At 66.2% G+C, this 18,627-nt stretch carries 17 protein-coding genes; 7 read left to right on the forward strand and 10 right to left on the reverse strand.

What is annotated here, in order from left to right:
- Window positions 1-304 precede the first annotated feature (304 nt).
- Together O3305_RS21425 and O3305_RS21430 are read right to left on the reverse strand one after the other, a co-directional pair.
- A complete protein-coding gene (locus O3305_RS21425) occupies window positions 305-1,204 on the reverse strand; it encodes a polyprenyl synthetase family protein (RefSeq protein WP_269574347.1) in 900 nt (299 codons plus the stop codon).
- A gap of 8 nt (window positions 1,205-1,212) precedes the next feature.
- The gene (locus tag O3305_RS21430; protein WP_184170104.1) at window positions 1,213-1,458 is read right to left on the reverse strand and encodes an exodeoxyribonuclease VII small subunit; all 246 of its coding nucleotides are present in this window, start codon (window positions 1,456-1,458) and stop codon (window positions 1,213-1,215) included.
- Between the two features lie 110 nt (window positions 1,459-1,568).
- Here O3305_RS21430 and O3305_RS21435 point away from each other — a divergent pair, with 110 nt between their 5' ends.
- Window positions 1,569-2,954, forward strand: coding sequence for an NAD-dependent succinate-semialdehyde dehydrogenase (locus O3305_RS21435; protein ID WP_269574348.1), 1,386 nt, complete (start codon window positions 1,569-1,571; stop codon window positions 2,952-2,954).
- A gap of 42 nt (window positions 2,955-2,996) precedes the next feature.
- On the opposite strand, the gene O3305_RS21440 is transcribed toward O3305_RS21435, so the two are convergent.
- The 7 genes from O3305_RS21440 to O3305_RS21470 form a co-directional block, all read right to left on the reverse strand.
- Complete coding sequence (locus tag O3305_RS21440) at window positions 2,997-3,365, reverse strand: plastocyanin/azurin family copper-binding protein (RefSeq protein ID WP_269574349.1); 369 nt, start codon at window positions 3,363-3,365, stop codon at window positions 2,997-2,999.
- Entirely contained in the window at window positions 3,362-5,062 is a 1,701-nt protein-coding gene (locus O3305_RS21445) for a long-chain-fatty-acid--CoA ligase (protein WP_269574350.1), read from the reverse strand. The genes O3305_RS21440 and O3305_RS21445 overlap by 4 nt, the downstream gene beginning before the upstream one ends.
- 31 nt (window positions 5,063-5,093) lie before the next feature.
- The gene (locus tag O3305_RS21450; protein WP_184170095.1) at window positions 5,094-5,300 is read right to left on the reverse strand and encodes a hypothetical protein; all 207 of its coding nucleotides are present in this window, start codon (window positions 5,298-5,300) and stop codon (window positions 5,094-5,096) included.
- 65 nt (window positions 5,301-5,365) lie between these two features.
- Window positions 5,366-6,910 (reverse strand): sensor domain-containing diguanylate cyclase, encoded by a 1,545-nt coding sequence (locus O3305_RS21455; protein ID WP_269574351.1) that lies wholly within the window; start codon window positions 6,908-6,910, stop codon window positions 5,366-5,368.
- Window positions 6,911-7,188: 278 nt separating this feature from the next.
- Complete coding sequence (locus O3305_RS21460) at window positions 7,189-8,367, reverse strand: hypothetical protein (protein ID WP_269574352.1); 1,179 nt, start codon at window positions 8,365-8,367, stop codon at window positions 7,189-7,191.
- Between the two features lie 336 nt (window positions 8,368-8,703).
- The gene (clpA, locus tag O3305_RS21465) at window positions 8,704-11,025 is read right to left on the reverse strand and encodes an ATP-dependent Clp protease ATP-binding subunit ClpA (protein ID WP_269574353.1); all 2,322 of its coding nucleotides are present in this window, start codon (window positions 11,023-11,025) and stop codon (window positions 8,704-8,706) included.
- 140 nt (window positions 11,026-11,165) lie between these two features.
- On the reverse strand, window positions 11,166-11,363 hold the full coding sequence (locus O3305_RS21470; RefSeq protein WP_184170085.1) for a DUF1192 domain-containing protein: 198 nt from the start codon (window positions 11,361-11,363) through the stop codon (window positions 11,166-11,168).
- 77 nt (window positions 11,364-11,440) lie between these two features.
- Between O3305_RS21470 and O3305_RS21475 the strand changes: the two genes are divergently transcribed.
- The 3 genes from O3305_RS21475 to O3305_RS21485 all read left to right on the forward strand — a co-directional run bounded on the left by O3305_RS21475 (window position 11,441) and on the right by O3305_RS21485 (window position 15,071).
- Entirely contained in the window at window positions 11,441-12,439 is a 999-nt protein-coding gene (locus O3305_RS21475; RefSeq protein WP_269574354.1) for an NAD(P)H-quinone oxidoreductase, read from the forward strand.
- Between the two features lie 270 nt (window positions 12,440-12,709).
- A complete protein-coding gene (locus tag O3305_RS21480; RefSeq protein ID WP_269574355.1) occupies window positions 12,710-13,327 on the forward strand; it encodes a YqiJ family protein in 618 nt (205 codons plus the stop codon).
- A gap of 37 nt (window positions 13,328-13,364) precedes the next feature.
- A complete protein-coding gene (locus O3305_RS21485) occupies window positions 13,365-15,071 on the forward strand; it encodes a flotillin family protein (RefSeq protein ID WP_269574356.1) in 1,707 nt (568 codons plus the stop codon).
- Window positions 15,072-15,195: 124 nt separating this feature from the next.
- Here O3305_RS21485 and O3305_RS21490 read toward each other — a convergent pair whose 3' ends face one another.
- Window positions 15,196-15,654: a hypothetical protein gene (locus tag O3305_RS21490; protein WP_269574357.1), complete on the reverse strand. Its 459-nt coding sequence runs from the start codon at window positions 15,652-15,654 to the stop codon at window positions 15,196-15,198.
- 179 nt (window positions 15,655-15,833) lie between these two features.
- Here O3305_RS21490 and O3305_RS21495 point away from each other — a divergent pair, with 179 nt between their 5' ends.
- The 3 genes from O3305_RS21495 to O3305_RS21505 all read left to right on the forward strand — a co-directional run bounded on the left by O3305_RS21495 (window position 15,834) and on the right by O3305_RS21505 (window position 18,506).
- The gene (locus tag O3305_RS21495; RefSeq protein ID WP_269574358.1) at window positions 15,834-16,454 is read left to right on the forward strand and encodes a glutathione S-transferase family protein; all 621 of its coding nucleotides are present in this window, start codon (window positions 15,834-15,836) and stop codon (window positions 16,452-16,454) included.
- Between the two features lie 127 nt (window positions 16,455-16,581).
- Window positions 16,582-17,460 carry a UDP-2,3-diacylglucosamine diphosphatase gene (locus O3305_RS21500; RefSeq protein ID WP_184170069.1) on the forward strand — a complete coding sequence of 293 codons (879 nt, stop codon included), beginning with the start codon at window positions 16,582-16,584 and terminating at the stop codon, window positions 17,458-17,460.
- Between the two features lie 23 nt (window positions 17,461-17,483).
- Window positions 17,484-18,506 (forward strand): glycosyltransferase family 4 protein, encoded by a 1,023-nt coding sequence (locus O3305_RS21505; RefSeq protein WP_269574359.1) that lies wholly within the window; start codon window positions 17,484-17,486, stop codon window positions 18,504-18,506.
- Window positions 18,507-18,627 lie beyond the last annotated feature (121 nt).

The following is an 18,627-nucleotide window of genomic DNA, read 5'->3' on the forward strand; positions in this document are numbered from 1 at the left end:
TCTAGCTGCTCCCCGGCGAAGGCCGGGGGCCAGTCGCCATGTAGTTCGAGAGGCGCGTGAGCCTGACCAAGTGCGCCGAACCTGGGCCCCGGCCTTCGCCGGCGATCTGTGAGGGGTTCGAGGTCGCGCTCGGCAATCCCCTGTCATCGTCATCCCCGCGAAGGAGGGATCCAGAGCCGAGGGTGGAGCGCGCCGGCTCGCGTTGGCATCTCCGGAAGGCGCGCCCGATTGCATCGCTGTCCCGCATTACCCTTGATCCCCGCCTTCGCGGGGATGACGAACTACTACCCGGATATGGGAGAGCTTACCGATCCCGTTCGAGCGTGTACCGGGCGATGTCGCGCAGCAGGTCGGCTTCGGCGCCATAGGGCTTGAGGTGCTCGATCGCCTGGTCGACCAGCATGCGGGCCTGTTCCCGGGCGCGCTCCAGTCCGAGGAGGGAGAGGAAGGTTTCCTTGCCCGCCTCGCCATCCTTCTGGAGCTTCTTGCCGACCAAAGCTTCGTCGCCCTCGGCATCGAGGATGTCGTCGGCGATCTGGAAGGCGAGGCCGACGTCTCGGGCATAGCCGCGCAGGCCGGTGCGGCCCTCGATCGGCACGCGGCCGAGGATCGCGCCGCTCTCCACCGCGCAGCTGATCAGCGCGCCGGTCTTCATCGCTTGGAGCCGCGTGACGGTGGCGAGGTCGAAGCTCGATTTCTCGGCTTCCAGGTCCATCATCTGGCCACCCGCCATGCCGGCCGGACCGGCAGCGACAGCGAGCGTACCCGACAGCTCGATGCGCACGAACGGATCGGAATGGGTCTTCTCGTCGGCGATCACTTCGAAGGCGAGCGCGTGGAGGCAGTCGCCCGCCAGGATCGCGGTGGCTTCGTCGAACGCCTTGTGCACCGTCGGCTTGCCGCGGCGCATGTCGTCATCGTCCATTGCGGGCAGATCGTCGTGGATCAGCGAATAGACATGGATGCATTCGAGCGCGAGCGCGGTCCGTGCGATGCAGGTCCGGTCGACGCCGAACAGCTGGGCCGTGGCCGAGACGAGCAGCGGGCGCAGCCGCTTGCCGCCGCCGATCGCCGCGTGGCGCATCGCCTCGTAGAGCCCCTTGCGCGGATCGCCGGGCACGGCGAGCAGCAGATCGAACTGGCGGTCCATCTCCGCCGAGACCTGCTTGAGCGCCCCCTGGAGCGCGAGGGAGGCGTGCGCCATGGGTCGGGTCAGCCGGCGTTGAACGGCGCGGTGGCGGCGGCGCGGCCTTCCGCATCGGTGCGGATCGCCTCGATCCGCGCCTGGGCGGCATCGAGCCGCGCGGCGCATTGCCGGCGCAGCCGATCGCCGCGCTCATAGAGATCGATCGCTTCCTGGAGCTGGGCCTCGCCGCTCTCCAGTCGAGCGACGATGCGCTCCAGTTCCTTCAGCGCTTCCTCGAACGAGAGCGCAGTTACGTCCGCTTCTTCTGCCATGCGCCCGCTATGCGCCGGGCCGGGGCTGGATGGCAACCTGCCTCGGTATGATTGCAACCGGGCATCCTCCACCCTAGCTCCGCGTTACCTCGGCTGAAGGAGACTTGCCCATGTTCACCAGCATCAATCCCGCCACCGGAGAGACGATCGAAACCTATCCGGAGCTGGACGCGGACGGGATCGAGACGGCGCTGGCCCGGGCCGAGGCGGGGTTTCGGTCGTGGCGCGATTCGTCGCTGGAGCAGCGCACCGAATTGCTGGGCAAGATCGCTGACGCCTGGGAAGCCAACAAGCAGCATCTTGCCGAGACCGCGACGCGCGAGATGGGCAAGACGCTGGCGAGCGCGATCGCCGAGGTGGAGAAGTGCATCAGCGGCTTCCGCCATTATGCCAAGGCGGGGCCCGGCTATCTCGAGCCGATCACGGTGCAGACTGCCGGCGGCGGCCATGCCGTGGCACGCTGGCTGCCGATGGGGCCGGTGCTGGCGGTGATGCCGTGGAACTTCCCCTATTGGCAGGTGATCCGCTTCCTCGCGCCGACGATCATGGCGGGTAATGTCGGTCTGCTGAAGCACGCCTCGAACGTGCAGGGCTGCGCGGCGCTGATCCAGCAGATGATGAGCGCTGCCGGCGCGCCCGACGGGCTGTTCCAGAACCTGCCCATCAAGTCCGACAAGGTGGCCGCGATCATCGCCGACAAGCGGGTGGTGGCAGTGACGCTGACCGGCAGCGAAGGCGCGGGCATGCAGGTGGCGCAGGCGGCCGGCCGCGCGCTCAAGAAGGTGGTGCTCGAGCTTGGTGGCTCCGATCCGCTGATCGTGATGCCCTCGGCCGATCTCGACCTGGCGGCGAAGACCGCGGTGACGGCGCGCACCCAGAATGCCGGGCAGAGCTGCATCTGCGCCAAGCGGATGATCGTGCACGCCGATGTCTATGACGCGTTCCTGGAGAAGTTCGAGGGCGGTATGAAGGCGCTGAAGATCGGCAATCCGATGGAGAAGGACACCGGCATGGGCCCGCTTTCCAGCGTGGCCCAGCGCGATACGGTACTGGAGCAGGTCGAGCGCGCGGTGGCCGAAGGCGCGACCCTTCGCTTCGGGGCGGAGAAGATCGAGCGCGACGGCGCCTGGATGACCGCCGGCGTGCTGACCGACATGGATCCCGAGAGCGACGTGGCGAAGGAGGAAGTCTTCGGACCCGTGGCTGCGGTCTACAAGGTTGCCGATATCGATGCGGCGATCGCACTGGCCAATGACGTCCCCTACGGGCTGGGCTCCTCTGTGTGGACGCAGGACGAGGATGAGATCGAGCGCTTCGCCCGCGATATCCAGGCCGGCATGACCGCAGTGAACTCGCTGCTCGCCTCGACGCCCGAGGCGCCGTTCGGAGGCGTGAAGCTGTCGGGCCATGGCCGCGAGCTCGGCCCCTGGGGGCTGCACGAGTTCATGAACCTGAAGGCGGTGATGTTCGGGAAGAATGTGGTGGCGGGGGATTAGAACCTTCTTAGCCCCTCCCCCATGGGGGAGGGGCCTATTGGGTTACGAAACCACGAACTTGCCCGTCATCCCGAAGCTTGCGTGGAGCAGGTGGGTGCACTTGATCGGGTAGGTGCCGGCCCTGGGCGCGGTGAAGTGCAGGTCGACCGCGTCACCGCTGTCGAGCTCGATCTTGCCGTCCCGGATCTTCGCCCGGTCCGCCGGCGCGATCGTGGCGGCGGCGAAGAAGTCCCTGGCCGCGAAATTGTGCCCGCCGCTGCTGGTCAGGTGCAGCACATAGGCCTGGCCATGCACCAGCGTGATGGTGGACGGAGTGAACTTGAAGCTCGAGAGCGCGACGTCTATCCGCTGCTCCGGCGCCGGTGCCGCCGCCGTGAGGGCCAGAGCCAGCACGGCCAGCGACGCCCTCATCCCTGCTGCTCCGAGCGTACTTCGTTGAGCAGGTCCTTGCGGCTGAGCTTGCCGACCATCGTCTTGGGCAGGCTCTCGCGCACCACCACTTCGGCGACGCGCTCATGCTTGCCGACGCGGGCGTTGACCCACTGGGCCAGCGCGGCGCCGGTGATCGGCGTGGCGTCCTCGTCCAGCGTCACATAGGCGTGCGGCATCTCGCCATGATAGGGATCGGGCAGGCCGATCACGAGCGCCTCCTTCACGGCCGGGTTCTGGTAGAGCACCGCCTCAATCTGGCTGGGGAACACCTTGAACCCGCCGACCGCGATCATGTCCTTCAGCCGGTCGACGATCTGGATATAGCCGTCCTCGTCGATCAGCCCGACATCGCCGGTGCGCAGCCAGTGCGGCTCGCCCTCGACGCTGACGAACACCTCGGCATCGGCCTCGGGGCGGTTCCAATAGCCCTGCATGATCTGCGGGCCGTGGACGACGATCTCGCCGGGCTCGCCCTCGGGCGGGGGACGCGTCGGGTCTTCCTTGTCGACCAGGCGGACACGGGTGCCCTGGATCGGCTGGCCGATCGTGCCGGGCTTGTTGAGCTCGGTATAGGGATTGGTCGAGACCACGCCCGAGCTTTCCGACAGGCCATAGCCCTCGATCACCCGGGCGCCCGTGACCCGCTCCCATTCTTCCTTGAGCTGGGCGGGCAGGGGCGCGCCGCCCGAGATGCAGAAGCGCAGCGACTTGAAGTCATCCGGCTTCATGCCGGGCGCGTCGAGCAGAGCCTGGTACATGGTCGGGACGCCGGGCAGCGAGCGCGGGCGGGTGCGGCGCAGCTCGGCCAGCGCCTGCTTGGCGTTGAAGCGCGGCAGCATCACGATCTCGCCGCCGGTGACCACGGTGCGGTTGAGCACGCAGGTATTGGCGAAGACGTGGAAGAAGGGGAGGACACCGAGGATCCTGTCCTTGGCGGTGGCCATTTCCGGATCGAGCCGGGCGACCTGGCGGGCATTGGCCGACAGGTTCTGGTGGGTCAGCACCGCGCCCTTGGGCGTGCCGGTGGTGCCGCCGGTATACTGGATCAGCGCGACGTCCTTCTCGGGGTCGATGCTGGGCGCATCGCAGGCACCGTCATTGGCGATCAGTTTCGAGAAGGCGATGATCCGCTCGTCATGCGGGCGCTCGGTGACTTCCGCGCTCTTGAACAGCCGGTAGAAGAAGGACTTGGCCGGAGGCAGGGCGCCGGCGACCGATCCGACCACCAGCCGCTCGAGCGCGCTCTGCTCGAGCACCTTGAGCGCGGTCGGCAGCAGCGCCGAGGCGGAGATGGTGAAGAGCAGCCTCGTGCCCGAATCGGCGACCTGGTGGCTCAGCTCCTCGACCGTGTAGAGCGGCGAGAAGTTCACCACCGTCGCGCCGAGCTTGAGGATGCCGTAATAGGCGGCGACGTAATGCGGGACGTTGGGCAGGAAGAGCCCGATGCGGTCGCCCGGGCCATATCCCAGTGCCTTGAGCCCGCAGGCGACGCGGTTCACGCCGTCTAGCGTCTCGCCATAGCTGTAGTGCCGGCCCATGAAATCGAGCAGGGGCGCCTGCGGATGGGCGCGGGCGCTAGCCTCGAACAGCTCGACCATGGATTGGGGCGGGAACTGGGTGTCCCATGCACCCGGGTGACGATACGCGGTACGCCAGATCTGTTCGGGGTCAGTCATTGACACTGGTGTAAGCAAGCCTTTGTGGGGGTCAAGTCGTAAGCCGCTTGCTCCACGTAACGAGCACGGAAATCGCGAAGATCCCGATATCGACGACGGCCTCGATCCGCTGCGGCGCGAGATCGTCCACGCGGTGCATGTGGAGGGCGATGTCGGCGCGGCGATTGGGGGAAGCGACGGCGAGCAGTGCAAGCGCAGCTAGCGCCCCGAAAGCGATCTTTCTGGCTCGTCCCGACATGGTTACCCGCATACGCCCGAAGCCGCATCCGGGCAAGCGAATCAGGCGCCTTCGCGGTGTCGGGATCAGGCCGCTTCGCGGCGGGCTCTGGCGCGGTCCCGGCCGGCCGACTTGGCCTCGAACAGGGCGATGTCGGCGCAGCGATAGAGCGCCTTCCAGTTCTTGTCGTCGGCGAGCGGGCCGGTACAGGCGCCGATGCTGGCGGTGACCTTGAGGTCGAAGGGCATGCGCGTCTGGCGGAGCTTGTTGAGCAGTTGCTCGGGCTCGATCGGGGTGCCGCTGTGCGAAAGCAGCGCGAATTCCTCGCCGCCCAGCCGGGCGACCAGCGAATCCGCCGGCGTGGCGGAGCGCAGCGTGCGGGCGAACAGGCGCAGCACCTCGTCGCCGCCGTCATGGCCGAGCGTCTCATTGACGCGCTTGAAATGGTCGATGTCGACAATCAGCAATTGTTGTTCGCCCGGGCGACCGAGCGCCTGGTCGAGGAAGGCGCGGCGATTGAGCAGGCCGGTGAGCGGATCGGTATCGGCAAGGCGGCGCGCGAGCACTTCGCGGGTGATCGCCTCATCCCGCTCGTCGCGCAGGAACTTGATGCGATAGGCGACGGCCAGCGCCGAGACGAGCGCTTCGAACATCATCGAGACGATCGTCGAATTGTCGAGCCAGAAGCTCCACGGCAGCACATGGAGATTGGCGAGGACACGCATCATCGCGAGCACGACCGGGGCGCTCCAGGCGAGGGCGAACAGCCACAGGAAATGCGAGCGCTGCATCCAGGCGTACCAGAGCGTCGGCACCACGATCGAGATCAGGCCGAGGATGGTCAGCGTGTAGAACATGTCGGCCAGGCGGAGATCGATCGCGCCGAACAGGAACACGATGATGCCCGACAGCGGCACGGCGGTGGCGACCATGCGCGTATAGATGTCGAGCCGGCGCGAGCGGATCTTCATCTCGAAGAAGCTGAGGGTGAACAGTGCCGCGGCGCCGCCCGCCAGTCCCAGGAACAGATAGTTGAAGCGCAGCCGGTCGTTGTTGACCATATCCGGCCAGAACCATGCCATCGCGCCCGAGGACGAGAGGCCATAGCCGACCAGCACCGTAAGCAGCGCGCAATAGTGGAGCTGGAAGCGATAGCGCATCGCGCACCACAGCGCGAAGTTGTAGACGATCAGCGCCAGGCACATCCCGGCGAACCCGGTGTAGAGCGCGGCCATGGCGAGGTTGGTCGTCGCGATCCGCTGCGTGTCGCTGAGTTCGGCGCCGAGCAGCACGCCACGGACATTGGCCGCGCCCTCGACATGCCAGAGCACGCGAGCCAGGGGCGCCTTCGAGGGGGGGACCGGCAGGGCGGCAAGCGCACCGAGCTGGATCAGCGGGGTGATGCCGCGCGCATCGGTCCGATAGCCATGAACATGGCCGTCCGCGTAGAAGAGCTGCGCCGAGAGCTGCTGCTGCCAAAGGCTGGCGAAGTTGATCACCAGCGGCCGTTCCGGGGTGGAGACGGCGTTGATCGGCTGGGAGAGCGCCCAGTAATTGCCCGGACCAAGCTTGTACTGCTTGGTAGTGCAATCGAAGCGTTCGGGATGGCGGACGAGTTCGGCCGGGTTCATCCCCCCGGTATCGCGCAACAAACAGACTTGCAGGTCGCCCGTCGAGGGTGGCTGTGCGTGCGCGGGCGGCGCGATGCTCAGCAGAAGGGCAAACACACCGCACAGGAGAACAAGGTGGAAAAGGCGCACCCCCGGCATGGGGACGGCCTACGCCCAACATGACAAACAACCCGTAAAGATTTACGGGATTCTCCTTAGCCGCACGCTATTTGTCGCAGCGGCTTGGCGGGGACGGCGATACGCTGCCGCCCCCGCTCCCTAGGGAACCGTAAAAGCGTTCAGCAGCCGCCGCCCAGGCCGGCGGCGCGCTTGAGCAGGCCACCCAGCTTGGGCTTGCAGGGCTTGGGCTTCGGCTGCTCGGGCTGGCCGTCCTGGTTTGCAGGCATCTGACCGCGCATTGCGTCGCCCATGTCGGGCATGCCGGTCATGAAATTGGCCATCGAGCGATAGCGCGCCTTGGCGGTCCATTTCGGGCGCCAGGCGATCTTGGGATCCTTGGGCCGTTCCGGGAACGCGAAGTTCGCTTCCGGACCATAGGCATAGAGGAAGCCCATCATCATTTCGCCGGCAGCGGCCTTCACCTCGGTGGGGATGGTGCAGCTCGTCTGTGTTGCCGGCATCACCACCTTCTGGCCGATCAGCCGGTTGACCGTCGCCGGCGACAGCCAGCTCCACAGGTCGCCGCCGAACTGGCGCGTGGCGGACGAAGCCCACCACACCATGTCGCCGTCCTTGCGATCGCCGGTGCCCATCGCCCAGGCATAATAGCCGGTCGCCAAAGGCACCTGGCCCCAGTTGAGCGGGATCGATCCATCGGCCGCCTGGCCGGCCTTCACGCGCGGGGCGCTCATGAAGTCCTGGTTCAGCGCGAAACTGATCTCGGGGCTGTAATTGCCCGCGATCCGGTGCTGGCCGATCAGCGAGGAATTGCCGCGCACCTGGGCATTGCCCTTGCCGTTCGGCCAATCGCCATAGGTGCGGCTGTTGCCGGGGCGGGGGCCGAGTTCGGCCGGAATGCCGGCGGCGAATAGGTCGGGCGGCACTTGGCCCTTGGCGACCTTGGCGAAGTCGATGATCACAGGCTGGCCCGGGCCGACATGCGCGCCACAGCCCCAGTAGATCAGCATGCGGCCCTTGGGGCGGTCGAACTTATATTCTTCCTTGGCCGGCTTGTTCGGCTCCGGCGTGACGAGCGGCACGGAAGCGCCCATGCGCATGCCCTCGGGCAGGAAGTGATCGGCCTTGGGCGCGCCACCGGTGGCGGGCAGGCGCGAGCCGAGGCGCAGCACCATCTCGCGGCTGTCGCCCTGGCCCATCATCCCGGCTGTGGTGCCGATATCCATAACGTAACGCGCCTCGGGCGCGGTCTCGCTGGTCTGGGCGACAACCAGGCCCGCGGCGAGCAGTCCCGCCAGCGCCGTGCCGGCACCCAACATCTTCATTATCTTCGGTCGCATTCGGATTCTCCCTGGAAAACCATGGCTGCGACCCGAAAACGCGAGCGCCCCTTACGACATCGGAACGAAATTGCAAGGGTGTGTTATTCGTATATTACACATCAACCATAGTCGCCGGTTATGTCCCCGTGCCGATCGAACCCTCGGCCTGGGGAGTGGCGGCGGCCCGGCTATGCACGCGAAGCGGCGTGGTCATGTCGCGTACGACGAGCAACGCTCTTCCGGCGACCAGAGTGCATTCTGGCGCGACGGAGAGACTATCGCAGAAGCGGCTCCGGGCAAAACGAAACGGGCCGGGAGTTTCCTCCCGGCCCGCACATTGGCTTGATCGATGGCTTACTTGGACGCCTTGGCGGCTTCCTTCTTACCCTTTTTCGGCTTGGGCGCGGCCTGGGTGACCTGGAAGCTCAGGGCATTGTCCTTGAGCTTCACATTGACCTCGCCGCCATGGACGAGCTTGCCGAACAACAGCTCCTCGGCCAGCGGCTGCTTGATCTTCTCCTGGATGAGGCGGCCCATCGGACGCGCACCATAAAGCTTGTCGTAGCCGCGCTCGGTGAGCCAGTTCTTGGCCGCCTCGTCGAGCTGGATGTGGACGCCGCGATCCGCCAGCTGCAGCTCGAGCTGGAGGATGAACTTGTCGACCACCCGGGTGACCACTGCCGGCGGCAGATAGTCGAACGGCACGATCGCATCGAGACGGTTGCGGAATTCGGGAGTGAAGAGCTTCTTCACCGCCTCTTCCTGGACGTCGTCGCGGCTCATCTCGCCGAAGCCGATCGACTCCTTGGCCATGTCCGACGCGCCCGCATTCGTGGTCATGATCAGGATCACGTTGCGGAAATCGACCGTCTTGCCGTGGTGATCGGTCAGCTTGCCGTTGTCCATCACCTGCAGCAGGATGTTGAACAGGTCCGGATGCGCCTTCTCGATCTCGTCGAGCAGGAGCACCGAATGCGGCTGCTGGTCGACCGCGTCGGTGAGCAGGCCGCCCTGATCATAGCCGACATAGCCCGGAGGGGCACCGATCAGGCGCGAGACGCTGTGGCGCTCCATATATTCGGACATGTCGAAGCGCTGGAGCGGGATGCCGAGCAGCTCGGCGAGCTGCTTCGCCACCTCGGTCTTGCCGACGCCGGTCGGGCCCGAGAACAGGTAGTTGCCGATCGGCTTGTCCGGATCGCGCAGGCCCGCACGGCTGAGCTTGATCGCCGAGGACAGCACCTCGATCGCCTTGTCCTGGCCGAACACCACCCGCTTGAGATCCGTTTCCAGGTTCGCGAGCGTTTTTGTGTCGTCGGTGGACACGCTCTTCGGAGGGATTCGAGCCATGGTCGCGATGACCTGCTCGATTTCCTTGGGCGTGATCGTTTTCTTGCGCTTCGAGGGCGGTACCAGCATCTGCATCGCGCCGGCCTCGTCGATCACGTCGATCGCCTTGTCCGGCAGCTTGCGGTCGTTGATGTAGCGCGCCGAAAGCTCCACCGCCGACTTGATCGCGTCGGGGGTGTACTTGAGGTGGTGATGGTCCTCGAACGCCGAGCGCAGGCCGGCGAGGATCTTGATCGTGTCCTCCACCGTCGGCTCGTTCACGTCGATCTTCTGGAAGCGACGGAGCAGCGCCCGGTCCTTCTCGAAGTGGTTGCGGAACTCCTTGTAGGTGGTCGAGCCGATGCAGCGGATCGAGCCGCCCGACAGAGCCGGCTTGAGCAGGTTCGACGCGTCCATCGCGCCGCCGCTGGTGGCGCCGGCACCGATCACGGTGTGGATCTCGTCGATGAAGAGGACCGCGTGGGGCAGCTTCTCCAGCTCGTTGACGACCTGCTTCAGGCGCTCCTCGAAGTCACCGCGATAGCGGGTGCCGGCGAGCAGCGCGCCCATGTCGAGCGAGTAGATCACCGCTTCCTTGAGCACGTCGGGCACTTCGCCCTCGACGATCTTGCGTGCCAGGCCTTCCGCGATCGCGGTCTTGCCCACGCCCGGATCGCCCACATAGAGCGGGTTGTTCTTCGAGCGGCGGCACAGGATCTGGATCGTGCGATCGACTTCGGGACCGCGGCCGATCAGCGGATCGACCTTGCCGTTCTTCGCCTTCTCGTTGAGATCGACGGTGAACTGCTTGAGCGCGCTCTCGCCCTTGCCCGACTTGGTCTCCTGCTTGGACGACTTGTCCTCGTCCGCAGCGCCCTTGGGCGGAGTCGATTCGGTGCTGCCGGTGCCGCCCTTGCCGACGCCGTGCGAGATATAGCTCACCGCGTCGAGGCGGCTCATGTCCTGCTGCTGCAGGAAATAGACGGCATAGCTCTCGCGCTCGCTGAACAGCGCGACGAGCACGTTCGCGCCGGTCACTTCGTCGCGGCCCGAGGACTGGACGTGGAGGATCGCGCGCTGGACGACGCGCTGGAAGCCGCTGGTCGGCGACGGATCGGTCGCCTGATCGACCTTGAGTGCTTCAAGCTCGGTATCGAGATAGTGCGCGACGGTATTCTTGAGTTCGCCCAGATCTACCCCGCACGCGCTCATCACCTTGCTCGCATGCTCGTCGTCGACGAGCGCGAGCAGCAGATGCTCGAGCGTGGCATATTCATGGCGTCGCGAGCTCGCGGCTTCGAGCGCCTTGTGGAGGGTCGATTCGAGGGCGGAGGCGAAACTAGGCATTCAGCTACAACTCCTGTGGGCCGAAAAGGATACACGGCCCCTGTCTCCCCTTATGTCGGGAGGCATGGGCCCCGCATCAAGCGCAGCGGCCCCGCACCGGAGTAGAATGGCGTTTCGCCCCATCTCCGGTGCCGTCACGCTCATTTCCTAAATAGAGCGTCCGCGCTTGCGCGGTGGTTAATGGCGCGTGAAATTTTGGTTCGAGTCCGATCTATCTCGGCCTCTAGCATCGCAATGCGCTCGCTAAGTTCCTCAACCGAAAGGGGATCGAGGTCCTGGCGTCCGAGCTGGGCGACGAGGTCGTCCTTGCGACGCGGAAGATTTTCGTCGGCGTCCATGGGAGGCAGCGTTGACCCTGGCAGGGCCGATGTCAATAAGGCCAACGGTTTCTCCTGCGTTCGAAAGCGACACGGCAATGGCTCTTCCGGAAACGATGCTGGCAATCGATCCCGAGGCGCCCGGCGGGCCCGAGGTACTGGTGCCGGTGTCGCGCCCCATACCGCAGCCGGGGCCGGGCGAAGTGCTGGTCAAGGTCGCCGCCGCCGGGGTGAACCGTCCCGAGGTGATGCAGCGCAAGGGCATGTACCCGCCGCCGCCTGGCGCCCCCTCGATCCTGGGCATGGAGATCGCGGGCAAGGTAGTCGCGCTCGGCGAGGGCGTACCCGGCGAAGTGATCGGCACGCCGGTCTGCGCGCTGATCACGGGCGGGGCCTATGCCGAATACGCGGTCGCGCCGGTCGGCCAGTGCCTGCCGGTTCCGCCGGCGATCTCGATGGTCGAGGCCGCGGCGATTCCCGAGACGCTGTTCACCGTGTGGAGCAACGTGTTCGAGCGCGCCTATGCCGTGGATGGCGACTGGATCCTGGTCCACGGCGGCACCAGCGGCATCGGCACGATGGCCATCCATCTCGCCAACCTGTTCGGGCTGACGATCATCGTCACCGCCGGATCGGACGAGAAGTGCGAAGCTGCGAAGCGGATCGGTGCGGATCACGCGATCAACTACAAGACCGAGGATTTCGTCGCGCGGGTGAAGGAGATCACCGGCGGCAAGGGCGTGAACATCGTGCTCGACATGGTGGGCGGCGACTATGTGCCGCGCAACCTCCAGTGCCTGGCCGAGGACGGTCGGCACGTCTCGATCGCGGTGCAGGGCGGGCTGCAGGCGACGATCCCGCTCTTCGAGATCATGCGCAAGCGGCTGACGCTGACCGGATCGACGCTCCGCCCGCGCTCGGTGGAGTTCAAGAGCCTGCTCGCCGACGAGATCCACCGCACGGTGTGGCCGTTCGTGGCGGAGGGCAGGCTGAAGCCGGTGATCGACAAGACCTTCCCCCTGGCCGATGCGGCCGGTGCGCATGCCCGGATGGAAGCGGGGGATCATGTCGGGAAGATCGTGCTGACGGTGGGGTAGGGCGCGGCTTTTCCCGACGCCGCCTACCAGCTCCCAAGCCTGTCATTCCCGCGAAGGCGGGAATCCATTCCGGCTGACGGTCGTGAGTCCCATTGCCACCTGCGGCAATGGATCCCCGCCTTCGCGGGGATGACGACGGAGAGGGATGGCTTTCGCTCCTCTCCGGGAATCCTGGAGGAAAGCCACCCTAGCCCCCTGAAACGGTTCCGATTTCGCTAGGGAAACGAGTTTCCGGCAACTAGCATCCCCCTTCGAATCGGGGGATCCAGGGTGCTTGCGTTTCTTCTCGCGGAGGGGAATTTCGCGTTCGTCGTCGCGGTATTGCTGATGCTGCTCATCGGCCTGGTGCAGGTGATCGGCTTCGGCCACGACGTCGATTCCGACCTGCACGTCGAAGGCGACCTCCACTTCGATTTCCTTTCCTGGCTCGGCGTCGGGCGTCTGCCGCTGCTGATGCTGATCGTGGTCTTCCTGGCGATCTTCGGGATCGGCGGGCTGGCGCTGCAGCAGCTGCTGCGCGACTGGACCGGCGAGCCGCTCTCGACCGTCGCCGCGGTGCCGCTGGTCGGAATTGCCGCGCTGCCGGTCACGGGCCTTGCCGCGCGCCTGCTGGCGCCGATCCTGCCGCGCGACTTCACTACCGCCGTGCCGCTCGACGTGCTGGTCGGCACCAGCGCGCAGATCGTCACCGGCCGCGCCAGCACCGGTTCTCCGGCCCGCGCCCGCGCCGAGGACCATCACGGCCAGGTCCACTACATCATGGTCGAGCCCGACAATGCCGGCCAGGTCTTCGAGGAAGGCGAGCGCGTGCTGCTCGTCCGCCGCGAAGGCGAATGCTTCCGCGCGATCTCGCGCGGCGATTTCCACTTACCACGTCTGGATGGGTGACCCCATGAACGCGATCGTGCCCGCAGGAGCCACTTCGATGATTCCGTATCTGATCTATGCCGGCATCGCGCTGTTCGCGCTGCTGATCCTCGGCCTCACGCTGGCGCGGCTCTACAAGCGCGCCTCGAAGGAGATTGGCTTCGTCCGCACGGGCTTTGGCGGCGAGAAAGTGGTGATCAACGGCGGCGCGCTCGTCCTGCCGGTGTTCCATGAGACGATGCCGGTGAACATGAACACCGTGCGCCTCGCGGTGGAGCGCAAGAACATGGACGCGCTGATCACGCTCGACCGGCTGCGCATCGATGTGAAGGCGGAATTCTATGTCCGCGTGCGCCCCGATGCCCAGGCAATCGCGATCGCCGCGCAGACGCTGGGCATGCGCACGATGAACCCCGATGCGCTCAAGGAACTGGTCGAGGGCAAGTTCGTCGACGCGCTGCGCTCGGTCGCGGCGGGCATGACGATGGCGCAGCTCCACGAGCAGCGCGCCGATTTCGTGCAGAAGGTGCAGCAGGTCTCGTCGGTCGACCTCGCGATGAACGGCCTTGAGCTCGAATCGGTGTCGCTGACCGGGCTCGACCAGACCTCGATCGAGCATTTCAACGCCAACAACGCGTTCGACGCCGAGGGGCTGACCAAGCTCACCGAGCAGATCGAGCTGCGCAAGAAGGCGCGCAACGACATCGAGCAGGACACGCGCGTGCAGATCGAAACCAAGAATCTCGAGGCGGCGCGTCAGAGCTTCCTGATCAGCCGCGATACCGAGTTCGCCCGGCTGGAGCAGGAGCGCGAAGTCGAGATGCGCCGGGCCGTGCAGGCCGCCGAAGTCGCGCGCGAGCAGTCGCTGCGTCAGCAGGAATCCGACCAGGCACGGATCGAGGCCAAGAAGCTGGTCGATAGCCAGCAGATCGAGGCGGACCGCGCGGTGCAGCAGGCCAAGATCGCGCAGGACCAGGCGCTCGAGCTCGCCCGGCAGGAGCAGCAGATCGCGGTGCAGAACAAGAGCCGCGAGGAAAGCCAGGCCCGGGCCGAGGCGGACAAGGCGCGCGCCGAGGCGGTGGTCGCCGAGGAACGCGTCGGCACCGCCCGCGAGGCCGAAGTTGCCGAGCGCCAGAAGCGGATCGAGCTGATCGACGCCGCGCGTGAGGCCGAGCGCGCCGCGATCGGCATCAAGGTGCAGGCCGATGCCGAGAAGCAGGCCGCGTCCGATCGCGCCGAGGCGGCCCGCCTCCAGGCAGAGGGCGAGGCGGAAGCCGCCAAGCTCAAGGCCGAGGCGGACCGGGTGCGCTTCGAAGTGGAAGCCGCCGGCCAGCGCGCGATCAACGAGGCGGCGAACCTGCTCTCGTCCGAGACCATGTCGCTGCAGACCAAGCTGGCGCTGCTCAAGGTGCTGCCCGAAGTGATCCGCGAAGCCTCCAAGCCGCTGGAGGCGATCGATTCGATCAAGATCGTCCAGGTCGACGGCATCACCGGGCGTGGCGGTTCGGCGGGTGTCGCCGATGCGGGCGGGGAAGGCGATCGCAACCTCGCCAATTCGGCGGTCGCCGCGGCGCTGCGCTACCGCGCGCAGGCACCGGTGATCGACGGGCTGATGCGCGAGCTGGGCTTTGACGGCGGCACGCTTGACGGGCTGGTCGCGGGAGCGGCGGACCTGGGCACGAAGAACATCGTGGCGGCTTCGTCCGACGATGAGGACGACAAGCCGGCGCCCTCCGGCGGGCGAAAGGCGCGTTCGGGCGGGTAGATATTTCCGTCGTCTCCGGTGCGCGCGTTTGGGATCGGGCACCTTGGTGGAGGGGCTATGGAATTGGGACCGGCGATCTGGCTGTGGCACCGCCGGACGATGCGCTGGCGCGCGGCGAACGGGCTTATCTGATCCCGGTGGCGCGATGCTGCACCGGCATCGCCGCCGGCGCGGCGAGGAGCTGGGCGACGACGGGGAAGACTTCCGCCTCTTCCCAGTCGACCCGCGCCTTGAGCGCGCGATACTGGCTGCGCACCGCCATGCGGAACTCGCGGGGATCTTCCTTCACCCGGGCCATCGTCCACAGCCCGTAATGCTCGCTGGCGCTCTGGCGCAGCGTCATAAGCTCGTCGGTGAAGCGGCGGCCGAGCGCAAGGTGGGCGGGGTCGGCGCTGGCCTGGAGCGCCTGGGTGATCGTCGACAGCTTGCCGATGACATGGCGGCTGCCGGCCTGGCCGAGCGCGTGTCGCGCGGCGGCGATCTTGTCGAAGCTGGGTTCGATCGCGCCGGCGGCCTCCATCACGGCTTCGGTGAGGCGAAGCAGTTCGCGATGTTCCTGTCTGATGCTGTCCAGGCCGTGCACGCAGCGTCTCCATGGTCCCCATTTCGGTTTATAGAGGGCGGAGCGGGCCTAGGGGCCATTGCGTAGCGTATTGCCCCGAGGGGCGTGCGCATCGATCAGCTGGGCTTATGATTGGGCGCGCGCAATTTGTTGGACCCGGGATGCGCGAGCGCTCGAAAGGGGCTGGGCAAAGGGAGGGAATGATGGCCGCGCTGGTGCTTCACGAATATGCCGCCTCGGGCAATTGCTACAAGATCCGGCTGACCGCCGCGCATCTCGGGCTGAAGCTGGAGCGGCGCGAGTACGACATCATGCAGGGCGAGACGCGGACGCCCGAGTTCCTCGCGCGGGTCAACGCCAATGGCCGGATCCCGACGCTGCAGGTCGGCGAGGATTTCCTGCCCGAGAGCAATGCAGCCTGCTTCTACCTGGCCGATGGCAGCGACCTGATCCCGCACGACCGGTTCGAGCGGGCGGACATGCTGCGCTGGCTGTTCTGGGAGCAATATAACCACGAGCCCAATGTCGCGACCTTGCGCTTCTGGGCGAAATGGGTGGGCTTCGACCAGCTGAGCGCGGTCCAGCAGGCGAATCTGCCGGGCAAGCAGGCGGCGGGCGAGGCGGCGCTGGCGCTGATGGACGAGCATCTCGAGACGCGCGACTGGTTCGTGATCGACCGGCTGACGCTCGCCGACATCGCGCTCTATGCCTATACCCATGTCGCGGAGGATGGCGGGTTCAGCCTGCAGGCCTATCCGAATGTGCGCGCCTGGATCGACCGGGTCGCTGCCCATCCGCGGCATATTCCGATAACCGCCTGATTCGACGAGCGGAAGCGGCCCATTATGCATAGTTCTATGACATCCGCGTGAAGTCGAAACGATTCGAAATGTAATATTCCGCGGCCATTTACCCGGTCCAGGCAAGGGCATTTGCAGGGCTGGTTAAATGGCCACGATCACGAGGCTTCCGTTCGACACACAGCATCTCGCGGACTTCCACGCTTCGACTCCGTCGATCCCCGAAAAGGCGGTCACCGAGCGCAAGCGCTACCGCACGGTCTGGATCAGCGACGTCCATCTCGGCACGCGCGGCTGCAATGCCGAGATGCTCATCGACTTCCTCGATCATGTCGATTGCGACGTGATGTACCTCGTCGGCGACATCCTCGACGGCTGGGCGCTCAAGAAGCGCTTCTACTGGCCCGATTCGCACAACGACATCGTCTGGCGCTTCCTGAAGCGCGCCAAGCGCGGCACCGAGATCGTCTATATCCCGGGCAACCATGACGAGATGTTCCGCCAGTTCTCGGGCCTGAACTTCGGCGGCGTGCATATCCGCCGGCAGGCGATCCACACCACCGCCGACGGCCGCCGCCTGCTCGTGCTGCACGGCGACGAGTTCGACGCGATCACCATGTCGCACCGCTGGCTCGCGCATCTGGGCGATGCCGCCTACGAGATGATGATGGGCCTCAACCGGCTGGTGAACCGCGTCCGCCGCATGCTCGACATGCCCTATTGGTCGCTGAGCAAATACGCCAAGGCCAAGGTGAAGAACGCAGTCGAGTTCATTTCCAAGTTCGAAGAGATCGTCGCGCACGAAGCCGGTGCGCGGGGAGTCGACGGCGTGATCGCCGGACATATCCACACGGCCGAGATGCGCGACATCGAAGGCATCGCCTATTACAATGACGGCGATTGGGTGGAGGGTTGCACCGCGCTCGTGGAGCATTACGACGGTACGATGGAAATTCTCCATTGGGCCGAAGAGATGGCGAAGCGCGAAAGCGAACTAGCGTCCGGGGTCAGACTGGCGGCTGCGTGACGGCGGCAACGGAGGTCGGACCCGTGCGGATAGCCATAGTGACAGACGCCTGGGAGCCCCAGGTGAACGGAGTCGTGCGCACGCTGCAATCGGTGCGCGCGGTGCTGGAAAAGCAGGGCCACAAGGTCATCGTGATCTCGCCCGACCTCTTCTATTCGCTGCCGTGCCCGACCTATCCGGAGATCCGGCTGGCGCTCGCCCGGGTCGCCAGCGTCGGGGCGATGCTGGAGGAATTCAATCCGACGGCGATCCACCTGGCGACCGAAGGGCCGCTCTGCGTCGCCGCGCGGCGCTGGTGCATCCGCCACGACATGCCGTTCACCACGGCGTACCACACCCAGTTCCCGGACTATGTCTCGGCGCGCTCCGGCGTGCCGGCCGAATGGATCTGGCGCTACATCAAGTGGTTCCACGCGCCGAGCCAGGCGATCCTGGCCTCCACCCCCTCGATCCGCCAGTCGCTGATCGACCATGGCCTGTCCCATGTGAAGCATTGGGGCCGCGGCGTGGACCTGGCGAACTTCCACCCGGGCATAGCGCCGCATCCGGCGATGCAGGGGCTGGAAGGGCCGGTGCAGCTCTATGTCGGCCGGGTCGCGATCGAGAAGAATATAGAGGCCTTCCTGAAGACCTCGCATCCGGGCACCAAGGTCGTGGTGGGCGACGGCCCGGCCCGCGCCTCGCTTCAGGCACGCTTCCCGGAAGCGAAGTTCCTGGGCCCGATGTTCGGCCCCGAGCTCGCATCCGCCTATGCCGCCGCCGACGTCTTCGTCTTCCCGAGCAAGACCGACACGTTCGGGCTGGTGATGATCGAGGCGCTGGCCTGCGGCGTGCCGGTCGCGGGCTATCCGGTCACCGGGCCCATCGATGTGCTGACGCCGGAGACCGGCGCGATGGACGCCGACCTGACCAAGGCGATCGGCATCGCGCTGACCCGGGATCGCGCGGCCTGCGCCGCCTATGGCCGGACCTTCACCTGGGAAGCCAGCGCGCGCCAGTTCCTCAATGCGCTGCATCCGATGCATGGGGAGCGGGCAGCGGCCTGAGCACGCAATAATCGTCATCCCGGGGGCAATTATGGGCGTACTGCCTGCGCATCCCGCCCCCTTTTTCTTGCTCTTCGCGACTTCTCGCATTAAGTCGGGCCCGTGACAGGCCACCCGTGAA

Origin of the sequence: Sphingomonas sp. NIBR02145, from assembly GCF_027359115.1 — a bacterium.
GTDB lineage: Bacteria > Pseudomonadota > Alphaproteobacteria > Sphingomonadales > Sphingomonadaceae > Sphingomonas > Sphingomonas kyeonggiensis_A.

Coding starts and splice junctions, on each gene's coding strand:
- clpA (WP_269574353.1), bottom strand. CDS start 11,025: ATGCCTAGTTTCGCCTCCGCCCTCGAATCGACCCTCCACAAGGCGCTC.
- O3305_RS21455 (WP_269574351.1), bottom strand. CDS start 6,910: ATGAACCCGGCCGAACTCGTCCGCCATCCCGAACGCTTCGATTGCACT.
- O3305_RS21430 (WP_184170104.1), bottom strand. CDS start 1,458: ATGGCAGAAGAAGCGGACGTAACTGCGCTCTCGTTCGAGGAAGCGCTG.
- O3305_RS21495 (WP_269574358.1), top strand. CDS start 15,834: ATGATGGCCGCGCTGGTGCTTCACGAATATGCCGCCTCGGGCAATTGC.
- O3305_RS21475 (WP_269574354.1), top strand. CDS start 11,441: ATGGCTCTTCCGGAAACGATGCTGGCAATCGATCCCGAGGCGCCCGGC.
- O3305_RS21500 (WP_184170069.1), top strand. CDS start 16,582: ATGGCCACGATCACGAGGCTTCCGTTCGACACACAGCATCTCGCGGAC.
- O3305_RS21435 (WP_269574348.1), top strand. CDS start 1,569: ATGTTCACCAGCATCAATCCCGCCACCGGAGAGACGATCGAAACCTAT.
- O3305_RS21450 (WP_184170095.1), bottom strand. CDS start 5,300: ATGTCGGGACGAGCCAGAAAGATCGCTTTCGGGGCGCTAGCTGCGCTT.
- O3305_RS21460 (WP_269574352.1), bottom strand. CDS start 8,367: ATGCGACCGAAGATAATGAAGATGTTGGGTGCCGGCACGGCGCTGGCG.
- O3305_RS21485 (WP_269574356.1), top strand. CDS start 13,365: ATGATTCCGTATCTGATCTATGCCGGCATCGCGCTGTTCGCGCTGCTG.
- O3305_RS21440 (WP_269574349.1), bottom strand. CDS start 3,365: ATGAGGGCGTCGCTGGCCGTGCTGGCTCTGGCCCTCACGGCGGCGGCA.
- O3305_RS21445 (WP_269574350.1), bottom strand. CDS start 5,062: ATGACTGACCCCGAACAGATCTGGCGTACCGCGTATCGTCACCCGGGT.
- O3305_RS21425 (WP_269574347.1), bottom strand. CDS start 1,204: ATGGCGCACGCCTCCCTCGCGCTCCAGGGGGCGCTCAAGCAGGTCTCG.
- O3305_RS21470 (WP_184170085.1), bottom strand. CDS start 11,363: ATGGACGCCGACGAAAATCTTCCGCGTCGCAAGGACGACCTCGTCGCC.